The organism is Pseudomonas sp. LBUM1647 (genome assembly GCF_059716175.1).
Genome location: NZ_CP166809.1, coordinates 1427000 through 1444841 on the forward strand (window position 1 = coordinate 1427000; position 17842 = coordinate 1444841).

Annotated in this window: 18 protein-coding genes and 1 tRNA gene; 12 read left to right on the forward strand and 7 right to left on the reverse strand. The window is 58.9% G+C overall.

What is annotated here, in order from left to right; genetic code table 11:
* Positions 1-116: 116 nt before the first annotated feature.
* The 11 genes from ybgC to nadA all read left to right on the forward strand — a co-directional run bounded on the left by ybgC (position 117) and on the right by nadA (position 8495).
* Positions 117-584: a tol-pal system-associated acyl-CoA thioesterase gene (gene ybgC / locus ACA059_RS06365; RefSeq protein ID WP_008147372.1), complete on the forward strand. Its 468-nt coding sequence runs from the start codon at positions 117-119 to the stop codon at positions 582-584.
* Positions 574-1269 carry a protein TolQ gene (gene tolQ, locus ACA059_RS06370; protein WP_046049659.1) on the forward strand — a complete coding sequence of 232 codons (696 nt, stop codon included), beginning with the start codon at positions 574-576 and terminating at the stop codon, positions 1267-1269. The genes ybgC and tolQ overlap by 11 nt, the downstream gene beginning before the upstream one ends.
* 23 nt (positions 1270-1292) lie before the next feature.
* Positions 1293-1745 (forward strand): protein TolR, encoded by a 453-nt coding sequence (tolR, locus tag ACA059_RS06375; RefSeq protein ID WP_161807482.1) that lies wholly within the window; start codon positions 1293-1295, stop codon positions 1743-1745.
* Positions 1745-2824: a cell envelope integrity protein TolA gene (tolA, locus tag ACA059_RS06380; protein ID WP_348127402.1), complete on the forward strand. Its 1080-nt coding sequence runs from the start codon at positions 1745-1747 to the stop codon at positions 2822-2824. The genes tolR and tolA overlap by 1 nt, the downstream gene beginning before the upstream one ends.
* Entirely contained in the window at positions 2821-4122 is a 1302-nt protein-coding gene (gene tolB / locus ACA059_RS06385; protein ID WP_074879460.1) for a Tol-Pal system beta propeller repeat protein TolB, read from the forward strand. The genes tolA and tolB overlap by 4 nt, the downstream gene beginning before the upstream one ends.
* Positions 4123-4174: 52 nt before the next feature.
* Positions 4175-4672, forward strand: a complete 498-nt coding sequence (gene pal / locus ACA059_RS06390) for a peptidoglycan-associated lipoprotein Pal (RefSeq protein ID WP_003178634.1) — start codon at positions 4175-4177, stop codon at positions 4670-4672.
* Between the two features lie 6 nt (positions 4673-4678).
* Positions 4679-5518: a tol-pal system protein YbgF gene (gene ybgF, locus ACA059_RS06395; RefSeq protein WP_223430315.1), complete on the forward strand. Its 840-nt coding sequence runs from the start codon at positions 4679-4681 to the stop codon at positions 5516-5518.
* Between the two features lie 166 nt (positions 5519-5684).
* Positions 5685-6332, forward strand: a complete 648-nt coding sequence (gene queE / locus ACA059_RS06400) for a 7-carboxy-7-deazaguanine synthase QueE (RefSeq protein ID WP_129437837.1) — start codon at positions 5685-5687, stop codon at positions 6330-6332.
* A gap of 1 nt (position 6333) precedes the next feature.
* The gene (gene queC / locus ACA059_RS06405; RefSeq protein ID WP_497633141.1) at positions 6334-7026 is read left to right on the forward strand and encodes a 7-cyano-7-deazaguanine synthase QueC; all 693 of its coding nucleotides are present in this window, start codon (positions 6334-6336) and stop codon (positions 7024-7026) included.
* A 63-nt stretch (positions 7027-7089) separates the two neighbouring features.
* A tRNA-Lys gene (locus ACA059_RS06410) sits at positions 7090-7165 on the forward strand.
* A 271-nt stretch (positions 7166-7436) separates the two neighbouring features.
* A complete protein-coding gene (nadA, locus tag ACA059_RS06415) occupies positions 7437-8495 on the forward strand; it encodes a quinolinate synthase NadA (protein WP_129437833.1) in 1059 nt (352 codons plus the stop codon).
* Positions 8496-8603: 108 nt separating this feature from the next.
* On the opposite strand, the gene ACA059_RS06420 is transcribed toward nadA, so the two are convergent.
* The 6 genes from ACA059_RS06420 to gcvH all read right to left on the reverse strand — a co-directional run bounded on the left by ACA059_RS06420 (position 8604) and on the right by gcvH (position 15778).
* Entirely contained in the window at positions 8604-9092 is a 489-nt protein-coding gene (locus ACA059_RS06420) for an RDD family protein (RefSeq protein WP_201182927.1), read from the reverse strand.
* A gap of 96 nt (positions 9093-9188) precedes the next feature.
* Complete coding sequence (locus tag ACA059_RS06425; protein WP_003237709.1) at positions 9189-9401, reverse strand: cold-shock protein; 213 nt, start codon at positions 9399-9401, stop codon at positions 9189-9191.
* A gap of 403 nt (positions 9402-9804) precedes the next feature.
* Positions 9805-10929, reverse strand: a complete 1125-nt coding sequence (gcvT, locus tag ACA059_RS06430) for a glycine cleavage system aminomethyltransferase GcvT (RefSeq protein WP_497633142.1) — start codon at positions 10927-10929, stop codon at positions 9805-9807.
* Between the two features lie 38 nt (positions 10930-10967).
* Positions 10968-12344, reverse strand: coding sequence for an L-serine ammonia-lyase (locus ACA059_RS06435; RefSeq protein ID WP_095132678.1), 1377 nt, complete (start codon positions 12342-12344; stop codon positions 10968-10970).
* Positions 12345-12530: 186 nt separating this feature from the next.
* Positions 12531-15383 (reverse strand): aminomethyl-transferring glycine dehydrogenase, encoded by a 2853-nt coding sequence (gcvP, locus tag ACA059_RS06440; protein ID WP_497633143.1) that lies wholly within the window; start codon positions 15381-15383, stop codon positions 12531-12533.
* A gap of 11 nt (positions 15384-15394) precedes the next feature.
* Positions 15395-15778 carry a glycine cleavage system protein GcvH gene (gene gcvH / locus ACA059_RS06445; RefSeq protein WP_192411074.1) on the reverse strand — a complete coding sequence of 128 codons (384 nt, stop codon included), beginning with the start codon at positions 15776-15778 and terminating at the stop codon, positions 15395-15397.
* Between the two features lie 44 nt (positions 15779-15822).
* Here gcvH and ACA059_RS06450 point away from each other — a divergent pair, with 44 nt between their 5' ends.
* Positions 15823-15981, forward strand: coding sequence for a hypothetical protein (locus ACA059_RS06450; RefSeq protein WP_497633144.1), 159 nt, complete (start codon positions 15823-15825; stop codon positions 15979-15981).
* A 240-nt stretch (positions 15982-16221) separates the two neighbouring features.
* Here the strand turns inward: ACA059_RS06450 and gcsR are convergent, their stop codons facing one another.
* Complete coding sequence (gcsR, locus tag ACA059_RS06455) at positions 16222-17730, reverse strand: transcriptional regulator GcsR (RefSeq protein ID WP_497633145.1); 1509 nt, start codon at positions 17728-17730, stop codon at positions 16222-16224.
* Positions 17731-17842 lie beyond the last annotated feature (112 nt).

The window sequence follows — 17842 nt, forward strand, 5'->3', positions numbered from 1 at the left end:
CGCTGATTTATTCGGGGTTTGTGCGGTCTCAGGACCGTACTTTCGCCAGAAAGCCGTGAATCAATGAAAAACAGTTGCCTGGCCGGATTGGCAACCTGAGGAGTAAGCACTAGAGTATGCGCGCGCAAAACGGGCTTGAGCCTTTCGCACTTCGTTGTCGCGTTTATTACGAGGACACCGATGCGGGCGGCATCGTGTATTACGTTAATTACCTCAAGTTTATGGAACGGGCTCGAACCGAGCGGCTCCGGGAGCTGGGCTTTGCCCAATCCCAGCTTGCAGGTGAGGACCTGTTGTTCGTCGTGCATTCCAGCGAAGCGCGCTACCACGCGCCGGCGCGACTGGACGACGAGCTGCTGGTAAGCGCTGAAGTAATCGAATTGAACCGTGTCAGCCTGCGCTTCAAACAGCAGGTCAGGCGAGCCACGGATAATGCGCTGCTCTGCGAAGGGCAGTTTTTGGTGGCCTGTGTGCGCACTAACAGTTTGAAACCCCGGGCCATTCCCGAAGCTCTACGTGCGGCCTTTGCCGACGTGAGCGGCGCGGGTACACACTCAAAGCAGGAGATAAAGCGTGGAAGCTAACGTCGTCGACCATTCCTCCATGTGGAGCCTGGTCAGCAATGCCAGTATCGTGGTGCAACTGGTAATGCTGATCCTGGTAGCCGCATCGGTGACCTCATGGATCATGATCTTTCAGCGCAGCAATCTGCTGCGCGCCGGTCGACGTGCCCTGGAGAGCTTTGAAGAGCGCTTCTGGTCGGGTATCGACCTGTCCAAACTCTACCGTCAGGCCGGCAGCAACCCTGATCCGGATTCGGGCGTAGAGCAGATCTTCCGTGCCGGTTTCAAGGAATTCTCCCGTCTGCGCCAGCAACCAGGCGTTGACCCGGAAGCGGTCATGGAAGGCGTGGCCCGTGCCATGCGCGTCGCCATTTCCCGCGAAGAAGAAAAGCTTGAGCAGAGCCTGCCGTTCCTCGCCACCGTAGGTTCCGTCAGCCCGTATATCGGTCTGTTCGGTACCGTCTGGGGGATCATGAACTCCTTCCGTGGTCTGGCAACTGCCCAGCAAGCGACCCTGGCGACTGTGGCTCCAGGTATTGCCGAGGCACTGATTGCAACCGCGATCGGTCTGTTCGCCGCCATCCCGGCCGTTATCGCTTACAACCGTTTTGCTGCTCGCAGCGAAACCCTGCTGAGCCGTTACTACACCTTCGCCGACGAATTCCAGGCGATCCTGCACCGCAAAGTGCACACCAGCGAAGAATAAGCAGGTAATTTCCAATGGCTTTAATCGCTCGAGCTCGCAAAAAGCGCAAGCCGGTTGCCGAGATGAACGTGGTGCCTTACATCGACGTGATGTTGGTGCTGCTGGTCATCTTCATGGTGACCGCTCCGATGCTCAATCAGGGCGTGAAAGTTGATCTGCCCAAGGTTTCCAGCGAAGCCTTGCCGCAGGACAACAACACCCAGGTCCTGACCATTTCGATCAAGGCTGACAAGACCTACTACTGGAACCTTGGCAGCGAAGTCGACACTGAAAAGCAACAGGACAAGGCCATGACCTTGCCGCAGATGACTGACGCCGTGACTAAAATCATTCGCGCCGGCACTGAAGGTGGCAAGCGTACCCAGGTGTTCATCCGCGGCGACAAGACCGTCGACTACGGTTCCGTCATGGGCGCCATGGGCGGGTTGCAGAAAGCCGGGGTCGGTAATGTTGGCTTGATTACCGAGGCACCCTGATGCAGCAAATGCGAGAGCCGTCCGCCTCGGAAAGCTACTTCTGGCCTAGTGTCTGGGCGCTTGTCTTGCACGTGCTGGTTTTCGGCATGCTGTTCGTCAGTTTTGCCTTCACACCGGAACTGCCGCCGGCCAAGCCGATCGTGCAGGCGACCCTGTACCAACTGAAATCGAAAAGTCAGGCGACCACCCAGACCAATCAAAAGATTGCGGGTGAGGCGAAGAAATCCGCCGCGCGCCAGACCGAAGTCGAACAGATGGAACAGAAAAAGATCGAGCAGGAAGCGATCAAAGCCGCGGAACAAAAGAAGGAAGATGCGGCTCAAAAAGCCGAAGAATCCAAAAAGGCCGACGAGACGAAGAAAGCGGAAGAGGCTAAAAAGGCTGATGAAGCCAAGAAAGCCGATGAAGCGAAGAAGACCGCCGAAGCTAAAAAGGCCGAAGAGAAACAATTGGCTGATATAGCCAAGAAGAAGTCTGAAGAAGAAGCCAAGAAAGCAGCTGAAGAAGAGGCCAAGAAAGCGGCCGCTGAAGAAGCGAAGAAAAAGATCGTCGAAGACGCGAAGAAGAAAGCCGCGGAAGACGCCAAGAAGAAATCTGAAGCTGAAGACGCGAAGAAGAAAGTCGCGGAAGACGCGAAGAAGAAAGCTGCTGCCGATGCTGCGAAGAAAAAATCGCAGGAAGCGGCACGTAAATCCGCCGAAGACAAAAAGGCTCAGGCCCTGGCAGATTTGCTTTCCGACACGCCGCAGCGTCAGCAGGCCTTGGCGGATGAGCAGGGTGACGAAGTCGCCGGTAGTTTCGATGATCTGATCCGTGCTCGTGCAGCGGAAGGTTGGGCTCGTCCACCTTCGGCCCGCAAAGGCATGACAGTCGTGTTGCAAATCGGCATGTTGCCGGACGGTACGTTGACTTCGGTCAGCGTGGCCAAGTCCAGTGGCGATGGTCCGTTTGACGCTTCGGCTGTAGCAGCGGTGAAGAATATTGGACGTTTGACAGAAATGCAGGGAATGAAGCCGAGCGATTTCGCTCCGTATCGTTCATTCAAGATGACATTCACACCTGAGGATCTAGCCTTGTGAGAAACCTTCTTCGAGGAATGCTTGTCGTTATCTGCTGCCTGGCAGGGATAGCGGCAGCTGATGAAAAAAACATTCTGGTCACCAGCGGCAGTGATCGGGCCACCCCGATCGCAGTCGTTCCGTTTGGCAACCAGGGCGGTAGCGTTCTGCCGGACGACATGGCCGAAATCATCGGTAACGACCTGCGCAACTCGGGTTACTACTCGCCGATTCCAAAACAGAACATGATCAGCCAGCCAAGCCAAGCCAGCGAAATCATCTTCCGTGACTTCAAGGCGCTGGGTGCCCAGTACGTCATGGTCGGCAGCATTGCTCCTGCGGGCGGTCGCCTGCAGGTTCAATACGCACTGTTCAACGTCGCCACCGAGCAGCAAGTGCTGACCGGCAGCGTGTCGGGCAGCGTCGATCAACTGCGCGACATGTCGCACTATATTGCGGACCAGTCGTTCGAAAAACTTACCGGTATCAAAGGTGCGTTCTCGACTCGTCTGTTGTACGTGACAGCCGAGCGTTTCTCCGAGAAGAACACTCGCTACACGCTGCAACGTTCGGACTATGACGGTGCCCGTGCTGTGACCCTGCTGCAATCGCGCGAGCCGATCCTGTCGCCGCGTTTCGCACCGGACGGCAAGCGCATCGCTTATGTGTCGTTCGAGCAGAAGCGTCCGCGTATCTTCATGCAGAACATCGACACCGGTCGCCGTGAGCAGATCACCAACTTCGAAGGCCTGAATGGCGCGCCAGCCTGGTCGCCTGATGGCAATCGTCTGGCATTCGTACTGTCGAAAGATGGCAACCCGGACATCTACGTGATGAACCTGGGTTCGCGTCAGATCACGCGTGTCACCAACGGTCCTGGCATCAATACCGAGCCGTTCTGGGGCAAGGATGGTTCGACCATCTACTTCACCTCGGACCGTGGTGGCAAGCCGCAGATCTACAAAACCAGCGCAGGCGGTGGTGGTGCGGAACGTGTGACCTTTATTGGTAACTACAACGCCAACCCTAAACTTTCGGCTGATGAAAAGACCCTGGTGATGATCCATCGTCAGGAAGGTTTCACTAATTTCAAGGTGGCGGCCCAGGATTTGCAGCGCGGAAGCGTAAAAATCCTCACTGATAGCACTCTGGACGAGTCGCCTACTGTTGCGCCCAACGGCACCATGGTAATCTACGCCACCCGCCAGCAGGGCCGGGGAGTCTTGATGCTCGTGTCCATTAATGGACGCGTAAGGCTCCCGCTTCCTACCGCACAAGGCGAAGTCAGAGAACCTTCCTGGTCCCCTTACCTGAACTGACGCGGCGCTACACGTTGTACTTAACACACTGGGGTTCATTAGGAGTTTCACGATGGAAATGCTGAAGTTTGGTAAATTTGCTGCGCTGGCTCTGGCCATGGCTGTAGCTGTAGGTTGCTCGTCCAAAGGCGGCGACAATGCCGGTGAAGGCGCTGTAGATCCAAACGCTGGTTACGGCGCAAACACTGGTGCAGTTGACGGCTCCCTGAGCGAAGAAGCTGCTCTGCGCGCAATCACCACTTTCTACTTCGAATACGACAGTTCGGACCTGAAGCCAGAAGCCATGCGCGCTCTGGACGTTCACGCCAAGGACCTGAAAGCAAACGGCGCTCGCGTTGTTCTGGAAGGCAACACCGACGAACGTGGTACTCGTGAGTACAACATGGCACTGGGCGAGCGTCGTGCGAAAGCCGTTCAGCGTTACCTGGTACTGCAAGGTGTTTCCCCAGCTCAGCTGGAACTGGTTTCCTACGGCGAAGAGCGTCCAGTTGCTACCGGCAACGACGAGCAGTCCTGGGCTCAAAACCGTCGCGTCGAACTGCGTAAGTAATTCGTCATGCGAACGTGCCGTCGTGCTGTAACTGTTTTGGCTCTCAGCCTCGCACCGCTTGCGGTGTGGGCTGCGGTTCCTGTGGTCGATAACGACTCCGGCTATAACAATAGCGGGACTAGTAATCCGCCTGCGGGTTACGGTACGAACGGCGCCTATGCCGGGGGAGGGGTTTCGGCCCCTGTCTCGGCACAGGGCGAGCTGTTCAACCAACTGCAATCAATGCAGGAGCAGATCTCGCGCCAACAAGGCATCATCGAAGTTCTGCAAAATGATGTAGCGCGCATGAAGCAAGAGAACCTGGAGCGATATCAGGATCTTGATCGGCGCATAGGAACCGGCGTTGCACCAGCCGCGACTCCTGATAATTCTTCCACCGGTGGCAGTTTGAATGCCCCCGGTGCAGCAGCGGGCGCAGCCGCAGGAGCGGCAGCCGCTCAAGCACCTGCCGCGGGTAGCGAACCTGCTGATCCGGCGAAGGAAAAACTGTATTACGATGCAGCCTTCGACCTGATCAAAGCCAAGGATTTCGACAAGGCCAGCCAGGCGTTTGCCGCATTCCTGCGCAAGTACCCGAACAGTCAGTACGCGGGTAATGCCCAGTACTGGCTGGGCGAAGTGAATTTGGCCAAAGGCGATCTGCAAGGTGCAGGTCAGGCTTTTGCCAAGGTTTCACAGCTGTACCCCAAGCATCCAAAGGTGCCTGATTCGCTGTACAAGCTGGCTGATGTAGAGCGCCGCCTCGGTCATCCCGACAAGGTCAAAGGCATTCTGCAACAGGTCGTGTCGCAATACCCGGGCACTTCCGCTGCTCAGCTGGCTCAGCGTGATCTGCAAAAAATGTAAAGCTGCTTGACCTGTTTCGAAGAAACCCGCGCTTGTCGCGGGTTTTTTCGTTAGAATTCACGCCCTTTTTATGAAACACGCTTTTTGGGATCTGCGCGGTGGCGGGGTTCCTTGAAGTGCCTGACGGAGGCGGACAGCCTGTTTAGCTGTTATGCCCGTGGCGACTATGCAAGACACATTGAGAATCACCGAAGTTTTCTACTCGTTGCAGGGTGAAACGCGGACTGCCGGGCTGCCCACTGTTTTTGTGCGCCTGACCGGTTGCCCATTGCGTTGCCAATACTGCGACAGCGCTTATGCATTCACTGGCGGCACCATTCGTACGCTCGACGACATTCTTGAGCAAGTGGCCGGTTTTCGTCCGCGTTATGTCTGTGTCACCGGCGGCGAGCCGCTGGCACAACCCAACGCCATCCCATTGCTCAAGCAGTTGTGTGACGCCGGTTACGAGGTCTCGCTGGAAACCAGCGGTGCCCTGGATATCTCGGCGGTCGATCCACGGGTCAGTCGCGTCGTCGACCTGAAAACCCCGGGTTCGAAAGAAGCCCATCGCAACCGCTACGAGAACATCGAACTGCTCACGCGCAACGATCAGGTGAAGTTCGTCATCTGCTCGCGGGAAGACTATGACTGGGCCGTGTCCAAGCTGATCCAGTACGGTCTGGATCAGCGCGCCGGTGAAGTCCTGTTTTCGCCAAGTCACCATGACCTCAATGCTCGGGACCTGGCTGACTGGGTGGTGGCGGACAACCTGCCAGTGCGTCTGCAATTGCAGCTGCATAAATATCTTTGGAATGACGAGCCGGGGCGCTGAAATGACTGAACAACTGAACACTACCGAAAAACGTGCAGTCATCCTGCTGTCCGGCGGCCTCGACTCCGCGACCGTTGTGGCGATGGCTCGTGCTGAAGGTTACAGCTGCTACACCATGAGCTTCGATTATGGTCAGCGGTCTCACGCCGAATTGCACGCCGCCGAACGTGTCGCCCGAGACTTGGGTGTTGTCGAACACAAGGTCATCGGTCTGAACCTGAACGGTATCGGCGGTTCGGCACTGACCGACAGCAGCATCGACGTGCCGGAAGTGCCGGGCGAAGGCATCCCGGTAACTTACGTGCCGGCGCGCAACACGGTGTTCCTGTCCCTGGCTCTGGGCTGGGCTGAAGTGCTGGGCGCGCGTGACATCTTTATTGGTGTGAACGCCGTGGATTACTCCGGTTACCCGGACTGCCGTCCCGACTTCATCGAGTCTTTCGAGCGCATGGCCAATCTGGCAACCAAGGCCGGCGTAGAAGGGCAGGGCTTCCGTATTCAGGCGCCACTGCAGAACCTGAGCAAGGCGCAGATCGTCCAGGCAGGTGTGAAGCTGGGTGTTGATTACGGGCTGACTGTTTCCTGCTATCAGGCCGACGATAACGGCCGTGCATGCGGTAAATGCGACAGCTGCCGACTGCGTGCAGAAGGCTTTGCGGTGGCCGGAATCAGCGACCCAACACCTTATTTTTGATTTATTTCAAATTAGGTGTTGAATAGTCCTTAAAAATCAGTATTATACGCGCCACCACACAGCGGGTCGTTAGCTCAGTTGGTAGAGCAGTTGGCTTTTAACCAATTGGTCGTAGGTTCGAATCCCACACGACCCACCATTTTTGTAGCAGTTTTAAAAGTCTGGAAGGCCCACGCAAGTGAGGATTTCCGGATTTTTTTTTGCCCGCGATTTGAGCTCGCCCAGTTCCGGGTTGCAACCCGTGACGCAGGTCAGAATCATCTTTTGCATCCACGGGATATTCTGTAGCCTTGCGCAGCTTCAACGTTGTCCGTGCCTGATGATACTCACTCTCCCGGCGGTACCCTGAAGGGTCCGGAGCCGGGTGTATACTCGACTTTCGCGCGAAAGCGCCTGCAGGTCTTGCGAACATGACGCAGATTTCCGAACGCCTTCTGGTTCAAGCCCACCTCGACGCCAAGCAGCCCAAGCCGCTGACTGCCGAGGAGGAGGCCTATTACCGTGCCGCCATCGCTGCCGAGCTCAAGGCTCAGGATGCGGTGCTGGTTGCTCACTTCTATTGCGATCCGGTCATTCAGGCCCTGGCCGAAGAAACCGGAGGCTGTGTCTCCGACTCGCTGGAGATGGCCCGCTTCGGCAATGCTCACCCGGCCAAGACCGTGGTGGTCGCCGGTGTGAAATTCATGGGCGAGACCGCCAAAATCCTCAACCCTGAAAAACGCATCCTGATGCCGACTCTGGAAGCGACTTGCTCGCTAGACCTGGGTTGCCCGGTGGACGAGTTCTCGGCGTTCTGCGATCAGCACCCGGAGCGTACCGTGGTGGTGTATGCCAACACGTCGGCGGCGGTCAAAGCCCGGGCGGATTGGGTGGTGACTTCAAGCTGCGCGCTGGAGATCGTCGAAAGCCTGATGGATAACGGCGAAACCATCATCTGGGGCCCGGATAAACATTTGGGTACTTACATCCAGCGTCAGACCGGCGCGGACATGCTGCTGTGGGACGGTGCCTGTATCGTTCACGAAGAGTTCAAGTCCAAACAGCTCGAAGACATGAAGGCGCTGTACCCGGACGCAGCGATTCTGGTGCACCCGGAGTCGCCGACGGCGGTGATCGAGTTGGCGGATGCCGTCGGCTCCACCAGTCAGTTGATTGCGGCAGCCCAGAGCCTGCCAAACAAGACCCTGATCGTCGCTACTGATCGCGGCATCTTCTACAAGATGCAGCAGCTGTGCCCGGACAAGGTCTTCATCGAAGCGCCAACGGCCGGTAACGGCGCAGCTTGCCGTAGTTGCGCACATTGCCCGTGGATGGCGATGAATACCCTTGAGCGCACGCTCAAGAGCTTGAAGGAAGGGACTAACGAGATCTTTGTCGATCCAGCGCTGATTCCACAAGCGATTCGGCCGCTCAAGCGCATGCTCGACTTTACCCAGGCAGCGCGGATGAAATTAGCCGGAAACGCTTAAGGCAAAGGTCAAAGGCAAGATCAAAAGATCGCAGCCTTCGGCAGCTCCTACAGGGTGTACGTAATCCTGAGTAGGAGCTGCCGAAGGCTGCGATCTTTTTTGTGGCCGTTACTTGGTTTTTTTTGGAATCCGCACGAGCTGGGTGTTGGAGTACATGTCATGCCAGCTGCGTTTCTGTTTGTCGAACAGCGACCAGAAGAACCCCAGCCCGACGCACAGCAATGACGCGATCGACACGACAAAGCGCAGCAGCGCCTGCCACAGGCTGATCGATGAGCCGTCGGCGTTTTGCACGCGTATGCACCAGACCTGCATGCCCAGGGTCTGACCGGACCAGGTCCAGAACTTGGCGAAGAAGCCGAACAGCACAAACAGCAGCACTGTTGAGAGCAATGGATCGCCGTCCAGCGCGCCGGCTTCGGTCAGGGTGCGCATTTTGTCTTCGCCGATGATCGCCATCTGGATCATCTTATAAATGCCGCTGGTGACGATCAGCAGGGCGGTACACAACAAGAAGTCGTAGAACATCGCTGCCAGGCGACGACCCAGGGTGACGGCGGGAAAGTCGCCCTGGGGTTTAAGAAGATGTTTCGACATGGCAGCCTCTGGACGGAAAAAAGAAGCCATTTTACGGATTTACGCGCGCAAAAAAGCCCCTGATGTCAGCATCAGGGGCTTTTTCGTTACAGAAGATTAACCTTCTGCTTGTACCTCGTCAGCCTGCATGCCTTTCTGGCCTTGCACAGCAACGAACGTCACTTTCTGGCCTTCTTTCAGGCTCTTGAAGCCGTTGCCCTGAATAGCGCGGAAATGCACGAACAGATCCGGACCGCTTTCTGGAGTGATAAAACCAAAACCTTTCTCGTCGTTAAACCACTTGACGGTACCGCTCTGACGTGTGGACATTTCTTATTCCTTTGACGCAAAAAATTAATGACAGTCTCCTTCTTATGAAAGAGTACTGGGGCTGGTTGCAGGAGAGTAAGAAGACGCCGAACGGGATGTAGCTAACTTGTAGGCTACTGCCCAGGTCACGATTCCAAGCGACCCATGCAAACACAGTGAACAAACTCTACGCCAACTACGGGAGAAAAAACAAGCCCTGTGGAGAGCCCGGATTTGCTCGCGCCGGGGCGTTTATGCCGCAACTAGTGTTGGCTTATGCAATCGAGGTGTTCAATTGTTTTCGATCGTTATAAGCAAAGTTCATAAACGAAGCTTACAGGTAAAGTGATGCACTGTTTTATGGCGGTTGCGTTACACATTAGTGCGCTGTTAACGCAACCGCGTTACTTATAGAAACAGTCAATCAGCCGCGGTAGTAGCGTTGTGGAACAAATGGCATTTTGCTTACAAGCAAAGGAACCTTTTTCCCACGAACAATCGCCCATACCGGCGTATCGAGAGCGATATAAGCACTGTCGACGTAACCCATCGCCAAAGGGCCGCCCAAGGTCGGACCGAAGCCACCGCTGCAAACCGCACCAATGATGTCGCCTGCTTCATTGACGATCTCTGCACCTTCGCGCACCGGCGTGCGTTCCTGAGGCAACAGACCAACGCGCTTGCGGCTGACACCGGCTTGTTGCTGTCCGAACACGGTTTCAGCGCCAGGGAAGCCGCCGGAACGTGCGCCATCAGCGCGACGAGGCTTGGAGATGGCCCACAGCAGGCTCGCTTCGATCGGGGTGGTCTCGGTGTTCATGTCGTGGCCGTACAGGCACAGGCCGGCTTCCAGGCGCAGTGAGTCGCGAGCGCCAAGGCCGATAGCCGCCACTTCAGGTTCGGCCAGCAGGGCGCGAGCCAGGGCTTCGGCGGTGGCGGCCGGCACGGAGATTTCGTAACCGTCTTCACCGGTATAGCCCGAACGGCTGACAAAGCAGTCCACACCCAGCAGTTCCACGCGGGCGAATTGCATGAAGGTCATCTTCGCGACTTCAGGTGCCAGGCGTGCGAGCACGGTGACGGCGGCCGGACCTTGCAGCGCCAGCAGGGCGCGTTCTTCAAACAGCGGTTCGATGGTGCACTGGTCGCCGATGTGCTGGCGCAGATGCGCCAGGTCCTGGTCCTTGCAGGCGGCGTTGACCACCAGAAACAGTTCGTCGTTACCCAGGTTGGCGACCATCAAGTCGTCGAGGATGCCGCCGGTCTCATTGGTGAACATCGCGTAGCGCTGCATGCCCACTGGCAGGTCAATGATGTCGACTGGCACCAGGCTTTCCAACGCCTTGGCGGCATTGGCGCCGGTCAGGCGGATCTGGCCCATGTGCGAGACATCGAACAGCCCGGCCTGATCACGGGTGTGCTGGTGTTCTTTCATCACGCCCAGCGGGTATTGCACCGGCATGTCATAGCCGGCAAACGGCACCATGCGGGCGCCGAGTTCGATGTGCAGTGCGTGCAGCGGGGTTTTCGACAGTTGTTCGGTGGACATATTCAGCTCCTGAAAAAGTGTGCAGATGCGCGTAAGCATCAGCACTCGATAATGTTGACCGCCAAACCGCCACGGGCGGTTTCCTTGTATTTGCTTTTCATGTCGGCGCCGGTCTGGCGCATGGTGCGGATGACCTTGTCGAGGGAGACGAAGTGCTGACCGTCGCCACGCAGGGCCATGCGTACCGCATTGATTGCCTTGACCGACCCCATGGCGTTGCGCTCGATGCAAGGTACTTGCACCAGCCCGCCAATCGGGTCGCAGGTCAGGCCGAGGTTGTGTTCCATGCCGATTTCCGCAGCGTTTTCCACTTGCTGCACGGTGCCGCCGAGAACTTCGCACAGGGCGCCGGCGGCCATGGAACAGGCCACGCCGACTTCACCCTGACAGCCGACTTCAGCGCCGGAGATCGAGGCGTTTTCTTTATAGAGAATGCCGATCGCGGCCGCGGTCAGCAGAAAACGCACGACGCCGTCTTCGTTGGCGCCGGGGATGAAGCGCATGTAGTAATGCAAAACAGCCGGGACGATCCCTGCCGCACCGTTGGTAGGCGCCGTCACCACGCGCCCGCCGTTGGCGTTTTCTTCGTTGACCGCCAGTGCGTAGAGGTTGACCCAGTCCAGCACCGACAGCGGATCACGCAGGGACGATTCCGGGTTCTTGCACAGTTGTCGATGCAGCGCGGCCGCCCGACGTTTGACCTTCAAGCCGCCCGGCAGGATGCCTTCGTTGCGGCAACCGGCGTCGACGCAGTCCTGCATCACTTGCCAGATTTTCAGCAGGCCGGCGCGGGTTTCCGCTTCCGGGCGCCAGGCGCTTTCGTTGGTCAGCATCACCTGGCTGATCGACAGACCATAGGTGGCGCAGTGACCGAGCAAGTCCTTGGCACTTTTGAACGGGAAGGTCAGTGGCGTGGCGTCTTCGACGATACGGTCGGCGCCAGCGGCGTCTTCATCGACCACAAAACCGCCGCCGACCGAGTAGTACTCGCGGCTGCGGATTTGTATGCCCGCCGCATCGAAGGCGCGAAAGATCATGCCGTTGGGGTGATAGGCCAACGGTTTGCGGATCATCGCCAAATGTTCTTTCTCATTGAACGCAATGCTGTGTTCGCCGAGCAGGTTCAAGCGACCATTGCCACGAATCTCTTGCAGACGGGCGGCGACGGTTTCGGTATTAACGGTGTCCGGGTGTTCGCCTTCCAGGCCCAGCAACACAGCCTTGTCGCTGCCGTGGCCTTTACCGGTGGCGCCGAGTGATCCGTAGAGCTCGACTTTGACGCAGGTGGTCGCTGCCAGCAGCCCTTCACGGCGCAAACCTTCGGCGAAACGCGCAGCAGCACGCATCGGGCCGACGGTGTGGGAGCTGGAGGGGCCGATGCCAATCTTGAACAGGTCGAACACGCTTAACGACATGGTTGTTCTCCGGTTTCTTGTTATAGGAGCAAATATCACGGGAGATGCACCCTGTAGGAGCTGCCGCAGGCTGCGATCTTTTGATCTTGCTTTTGAAACCCAAGATCAAAAGATCGCAGCCTGCGGCAGCTCCTACAGGGGTATGCGGTGTTCATGATGGGGCGAGTAAACCCGCCCCCATCAGTTTTAAGCGTAGCTTTCGATCGACGGGCAGGCGCAGATCAGGTTGCGGTCGCCAAACACGTTGTCGACGCGACCGACCGGTGGCCAGTACTTGCCTTCGATCAGCGAAGCAACCGGATACACCGCTTGCTCACGGCTGTACGGATGCGTCCACTCGCCGACGATTTCCGCCGCGGTGTGCGGCGCGTTTTTCAGCGGGTTGTCGTCCTTGTCCAGGGTGCCGTTTTCCACCGCGCGGATTTCTTCGCGGATGCGGATCATGGCGTCGCAGAAGCGGTCCAGTTCTTCCTTGGATTCGCTTTCGGTCGGCTCGATCATCAGCGTGCCGGCGACCGGGAACGACATGGTCGGGGCGTGGAAGCCGAAGTCGATCAGGCGCTTGGCGACGTCATCGACGCTGATGCCGCTGCTGTCTTTCAACGGGCGCAAATCGAGGATGCATTCGTGCGCTACCAGGCCGTTGCTGCCGGTGTACAGCACCGGGTAGTGCTCTTCGAGGCGGCGGGAAATGTAGTTGGCATTGAGGATCGCCAGTTGCGAAGCACGCTTGAGACCCGCGCCACCCATCATACGAATGTACATCCAGGTGATCGGCAAAATGCTCGCGCTGCCGAACGGTGCGGCGCAGACCGCGCCTTCTTTACGCTCCATGGTGCCGTGACCCGGCAGGAACGGCGTCAGGTGCGACTTGACGCCAATCGGGCCGACGCCCGGGCCGCCACCGCCGTGGGGGATGCAGAAGGTTTTGTGCAGGTTCAGGTGCGACACGTCGCCGCCGAACTTGCCCGGTGCGCAGAGGCCGACCATCGCGTTCATGTTGGCGCCGTCGATGTACACCTGGCCGCCATGGTCATGAATGATGCCGCAGATTTCGCGGATGCCTTCTTCGAACACGCCGTGGGTCGACGGGTAGGTGATCATCAGCGCGGCGAGGTGTTCGCGGTGCTCGATGGCCTTGGCGCGCAGGTCTTCGATGTCGACGTTGCCGCGGGCATCGCAGGCGGTGACGACCACGCGCATGCCGGCCATGTTGGCGGTGGCCGGGTTGGTGCCGTGGGCGGACGAGGGGATCAGGCAGATGTCGCGACGGTCTTCGCCACGGCTCTGGTGATAGGCGCGGATCGCCAGCAGGCCGGCGTACTCACCCTGGGAACCGGCGTTTGGTTGCAGCGAGATCGCGTCGTACCCGGTGGCGGCGCAGAGCATCGCTTCCAGCTCGTCGGTCAGTTGCTGATAACCGGCGCTTTGCGCGGCCGGGGCGAACGGGTGCAGGGCGCCGAACTCGGCCCAGGTCACCGGGATCATTTCGCTGGCGGCGTTGAGTTTCATGGTGCACGAGCCCAGCGGGATCATGGTGCGGTCCAGGGCCAGGTCCTTGTCGGCCAGTCTGCGCAGGTAGCGCATCAGCTCGGTTTCCGAGTGATAACGGTTGAACACCGGGTGGCTGAGGATTGGCGACTGGCGCAGCAGGGCGGCCGGGATGGTGCTTTGGACGGTTGCAGCCAATGCCGCGAAGTCCGGCAGCGCTTGGCCATCGGCCAGCAGGGCCCACAGGGTTTCCACGTCGGCCTGATTGGTGGTTTCGTCCAGCGACAGACCCAGACGTTCAGCATCAACCACGCGCAGGTTGATCTGCTGCGCGCGAGCCTGGTCGTGCAGCTGGGCGGTGTTGACGCCGGTCTTGATCGTCAGGGTGTCGAAGAAGTTTTCTTGCTCGACCTTCAAGCCCAGCGCGCTCAAGCCTTGGGCCAGAATCGCGGTCAGGTGATGAATGCGGTTGGCGATCTGCGTCAGGCCTTTCGGGCCGTGGTACACGGCGTACATGCTGGCGATGTTGGCCAACAAGACTTGCGCGGTGCAGATGTTGCTGGTGGCTTTCTCGCGACGGATGTGTTGCTCGCGGGTCTGCATCGCCAGGCGCAGGGCCGGCTTGCCGAAACGGTCGACGGAGACGCCGACCAGACGACCCGGCATATCACGCTTGAACGCATCCTTGGTGGAGAAATACGCCGCGTGCGGACCACCGAAGCCCAGCGGCACGCCGAAGCGTTGCGCGCTGCCGATGGCCACGTCGGCGCCGAACTCGCCCGGCGGGGTCAGCACGGTCAGGGCCAGCAGGTCAGCCGCCACGGCCACTAATGCATTGGCGGCGTGGAAGCGTTCGGTCAATTCGCGGTAATCGAAGACGTCACCGTTGCTCGCCGGGTATTGCAGCAGGGCGCCGAAGAAGGTGCTGACGTCAGTCAGTTCACGCTCGTCGCCGACCACCACGTCGATGCCCAACGGCTCGGCCCGGGTGCGCAGCACGTCGAGGGTTTGCGGGTGGCAATGCACGGAGGCGAAGAACGCGTGGCTGCCCTTGTTCTTGCTCAGACGTTTGCAGAAGGTCATGGCTTCGGCGGCGGCGGTGGCTTCGTCGAGCAAGGACGCGTTGGCGATCGGCAGGCCGGTGAGGTCGCTGATCAGGGTCTGGAAGTTCAGCAGCGCTTCGAGACGGCCCTGGGAAATTTCCGGCTGGTACGGGGTGTAGGCGGTGTACCAGGCCGGGTTTTCCAGCAGGTTGCGCAGGATCGGCGACGGCGTGTGGGTGCCGTAGTAGCCCTGGCCGATGTAGGTCTTGAACAGCTGGTTTTTGCCGGCGATGGACTTGATCAAGGCCAGGGCGTCGGCTTCGCTCAGGCCGTCTTCGAGGCCGAGGACGCTGGTGCCCTTGATGCTGTCGGGGATGACGCTGGCGCTCAGGGCTTCCAGCGAGTCGAAGCCAAGGCGGTTGAGCATGGCTTGCTCGTCGCCGGTACGCGGGCCGATGTGGCGGGCGATGAATTCGTTGGCGGTGCTGAGATTAACTTGAGTCATGTGTGCGCTCCTCAGGCTTCGGCGTTGGCTTTGATCAGACGGTCGTAAGCGTCTTGATCCAGCAGTTGGGCGACAGCCGATGCATCGGTTGGCTGGAAGCGGAAGAACCAGCCTTCGCCCAGCGGATCTTCGTTGACCAGTTCAGGGCTGCTGTCCAGCGCCGGGTTCACTTCCAGCACTTCACCGTCCAGTGGCATGTACACGCCGCTGGCGGCTTTTACCGATTCCACGGTGGCGGCTTCAGCGCCTTTGTCGTAGGACTGCAGCTCAGGCAGTTGTACGAAAACCACGTCGCCCAGGGCGTTCTGTGCGAAAGCGGTGATGCCGACTGTGACGGTGCCGTCAGCTTCGGTACGCAGCCATTCGTGATCTTCAGTAAAACGCAACTCGCTCATGGAAACTCCTAAGGGGGCCAGACTCGTCTGGTGGACGCGATTGAATGCTGGGCAAAGCCCTGCTTTATGGATGGTTACTAAGCAAAATCGCGGCCAATGTTTTTTTATTTTTAAAAATCAATAAGTTAACTGTTTATTCGAGGTGCCGCGATTTGCTGGCTGTAGCGAAATCGCTACAACCCAAAGCGGAGAAAAAAGCTTAAGTGGATCAAAGCCTTGCACAGCGGTGATCAGGAGAGGGTGTAGCGATATCGTTCCGCTGTAGCGCTTTCAGTACAGATGGAGGTCGTTTTTGGAGAGGTCAGGCCTGACGCAACACCTGTGGGAGCGAGCCTGCTCGCGAAAGCGGTGTATCAGTCGACATCTATGGTGAATGTCAGGCCGCCTTCGCGAGCAGGCTCGCTCCCACAGGGGGGTAGGTGTTGGTGGCGGGATTTTCAGCTTTAAGGCTTGTTGGGAATGCCGTACTTGCGCAACCGATGGGCGATGGCGGTGTGGGAGGTTTGCAGGCGGCTGGCCAGTTGGCGGGTCGAAGGGTAGCTGACGTAGAGCTTTTCCAGCAGAGTCTTCTCGAACTCTTCCATCGCCTGTTCGAGGCTGTCGACGTCGCTGTCACTCTGGCGCGCCACAGATGTGCCGGCGATATCGAGGTCGCCAATGTCGACCAGGCTGCTTTCGCAAATGGCGGCGGCGCGGAATATCACGTTCTGCAATTGCCGCACGTTGCCCGGCCAGCGATTGCCCAGCAATGCCGGGTAGGTGCCTGGCGCCAGGCGGCAGACCGGACGCTGGATCTGCGCGCAGGCCTGCTGCATGAAGTAGCGGGCCAGCAACAGGATGTCCTGGCCGCGTTCGCGCAGGGGCGGGACTTCGACGTTCAGGACGTTGAGGCGATAGAACAAGTCTTCGCGGAACGAACCTTCGCCGACCATTTTTTCCAGGTCGCGGTGCGTGGCGCTGAGGATCCGCACATTGACCTTCACCTCACGATCCCCGCCCACCCGGCGGAAGCTGCCATCGTTCAAGAAGCGCAGCAACTTGGCCTGCAAGTACGGCGACATCTCGCCGATCTCATCGAGAAACACCGAGCCCTGGTTGGCCAGTTCCATCAGCCCCGGTTTGCCGCCCCGTTGTGCGCCGGTGAAAGCGCCGGGGGCGTAGCCGAACAGTTCGCTTTCGGCGAGGTTCTCCGGCAATGCCGCGCAGTTCAGCGCCAAAAATGGCGAACTGTACCGGGCGCTGATGGCGTGGCAGGCACGCGCCACCAGTTCTTTGCCGGTGCCGGTTTCGCCCTGGATCAGCAACGGCGCGTCAAGGGTCGCAACGCGTTGGGCACGGGCCTTGAGGGTCCGAATCGCCGGAGACTCACCGAGCAGCGCATCGAAACCTTCGGCATGGTCGTGGTGCAGCGCCGACAGGCGTTCGCCGATGCGGTTGGGTTGATACAGAGTCAGCAGGGCGCCGGCGTCGGTTATCGGTGTGGCGTCCAGCAGCAACGTCTGGCCGTTGACGGTGACTTCCCGCAGCGGCAGGCGGAAGCCGTTTTCCAGCAGGGCTTCGAGCAGTGCCGGGTCGGCGAACAGGTCGGCGATGCTTTCGCCGTCAGGCTCGCGACCGTACAACGCAATCAGTGCCGGGTTGGCCAGCAGCACCTTGCCGGCACTGTCCAGCGCCAGGACCGGGTCGGTCATGGCCGCGAGCAATGCATCAAGCTGCAGATGCCGACGCTGACCGGGAAGAATGTCGACCACCGTCACCGCTTGCACGCCGCGCACGCTGAACAACGCATCGCGCAGTTCTTCGAGGACATCCGGGCTCAGGGTCGGGGCGTCGATGTAGACGTTGGGCGGAACCATTTCCACCGCATCCAGATTGAGATTGCGCCCACCGAGCAGGGCCAGGACTTCCTGGGTAATGCCGACGCGGTCGATGAAGCTGACGTGGATACGCATGGGGCGTTGTTGGGTTCTGGAGTGCGGAGGGTGGCAAGTATGCCTTGGTGGAGGGTGGGAGGTGAAATCGGCAATGGGGATGGCTTGAAAAGATCGTCCGAACGCGGCCCGA

What these genes read in the sequence shown, in the direction of transcription:
- gcvT (WP_497633142.1), bottom strand. Translation starts at nt 10,929, where the DNA reads ATGTCCACCGAACAACTGTCGAAAACCCCGCTGCACGCACTGCACATC.
- ACA059_RS06425 (WP_003237709.1), bottom strand. Translation starts at nt 9,401, where the DNA reads ATGTCCACACGTCAGAGCGGTACCGTCAAGTGGTTTAACGACGAGAAA.
- nadA (WP_129437833.1), top strand. Translation starts at nt 7,437, where the DNA reads ATGACGCAGATTTCCGAACGCCTTCTGGTTCAAGCCCACCTCGACGCC.
- ACA059_RS06420 (WP_201182927.1), bottom strand. Translation starts at nt 9,092, where the DNA reads ATGTCGAAACATCTTCTTAAACCCCAGGGCGACTTTCCCGCCGTCACC.
- pal (WP_003178634.1), top strand. Translation starts at nt 4,175, where the DNA reads ATGGAAATGCTGAAGTTTGGTAAATTTGCTGCGCTGGCTCTGGCCATG.
- tolA (WP_348127402.1), top strand. Translation starts at nt 1,745, where the DNA reads ATGCAGCAAATGCGAGAGCCGTCCGCCTCGGAAAGCTACTTCTGGCCT.
- ybgF (WP_223430315.1), top strand. Translation starts at nt 4,679, where the DNA reads ATGCGAACGTGCCGTCGTGCTGTAACTGTTTTGGCTCTCAGCCTCGCA.
- gcvH (WP_192411074.1), bottom strand. Translation starts at nt 15,778, where the DNA reads ATGAGCGAGTTGCGTTTTACTGAAGATCACGAATGGCTGCGTACCGAA.
- ybgC (WP_008147372.1), top strand. Translation starts at nt 117, where the DNA reads ATGCGCGCGCAAAACGGGCTTGAGCCTTTCGCACTTCGTTGTCGCGTT.
- ACA059_RS06450 (WP_497633144.1), top strand. Translation starts at nt 15,823, where the DNA reads ATGCTGGGCAAAGCCCTGCTTTATGGATGGTTACTAAGCAAAATCGCG.
- ACA059_RS06435 (WP_095132678.1), bottom strand. Translation starts at nt 12,344, where the DNA reads ATGTCGTTAAGCGTGTTCGACCTGTTCAAGATTGGCATCGGCCCCTCC.
- gcsR (WP_497633145.1), bottom strand. Translation starts at nt 17,730, where the DNA reads ATGCGTATCCACGTCAGCTTCATCGACCGCGTCGGCATTACCCAGGAA.
- queE (WP_129437837.1), top strand. Translation starts at nt 5,685, where the DNA reads ATGCAAGACACATTGAGAATCACCGAAGTTTTCTACTCGTTGCAGGGT.
- gcvP (WP_497633143.1), bottom strand. Translation starts at nt 15,383, where the DNA reads ATGACTCAAGTTAATCTCAGCACCGCCAACGAATTCATCGCCCGCCAC.
- queC (WP_497633141.1), top strand. Translation starts at nt 6,334, where the DNA reads ATGACTGAACAACTGAACACTACCGAAAAACGTGCAGTCATCCTGCTG.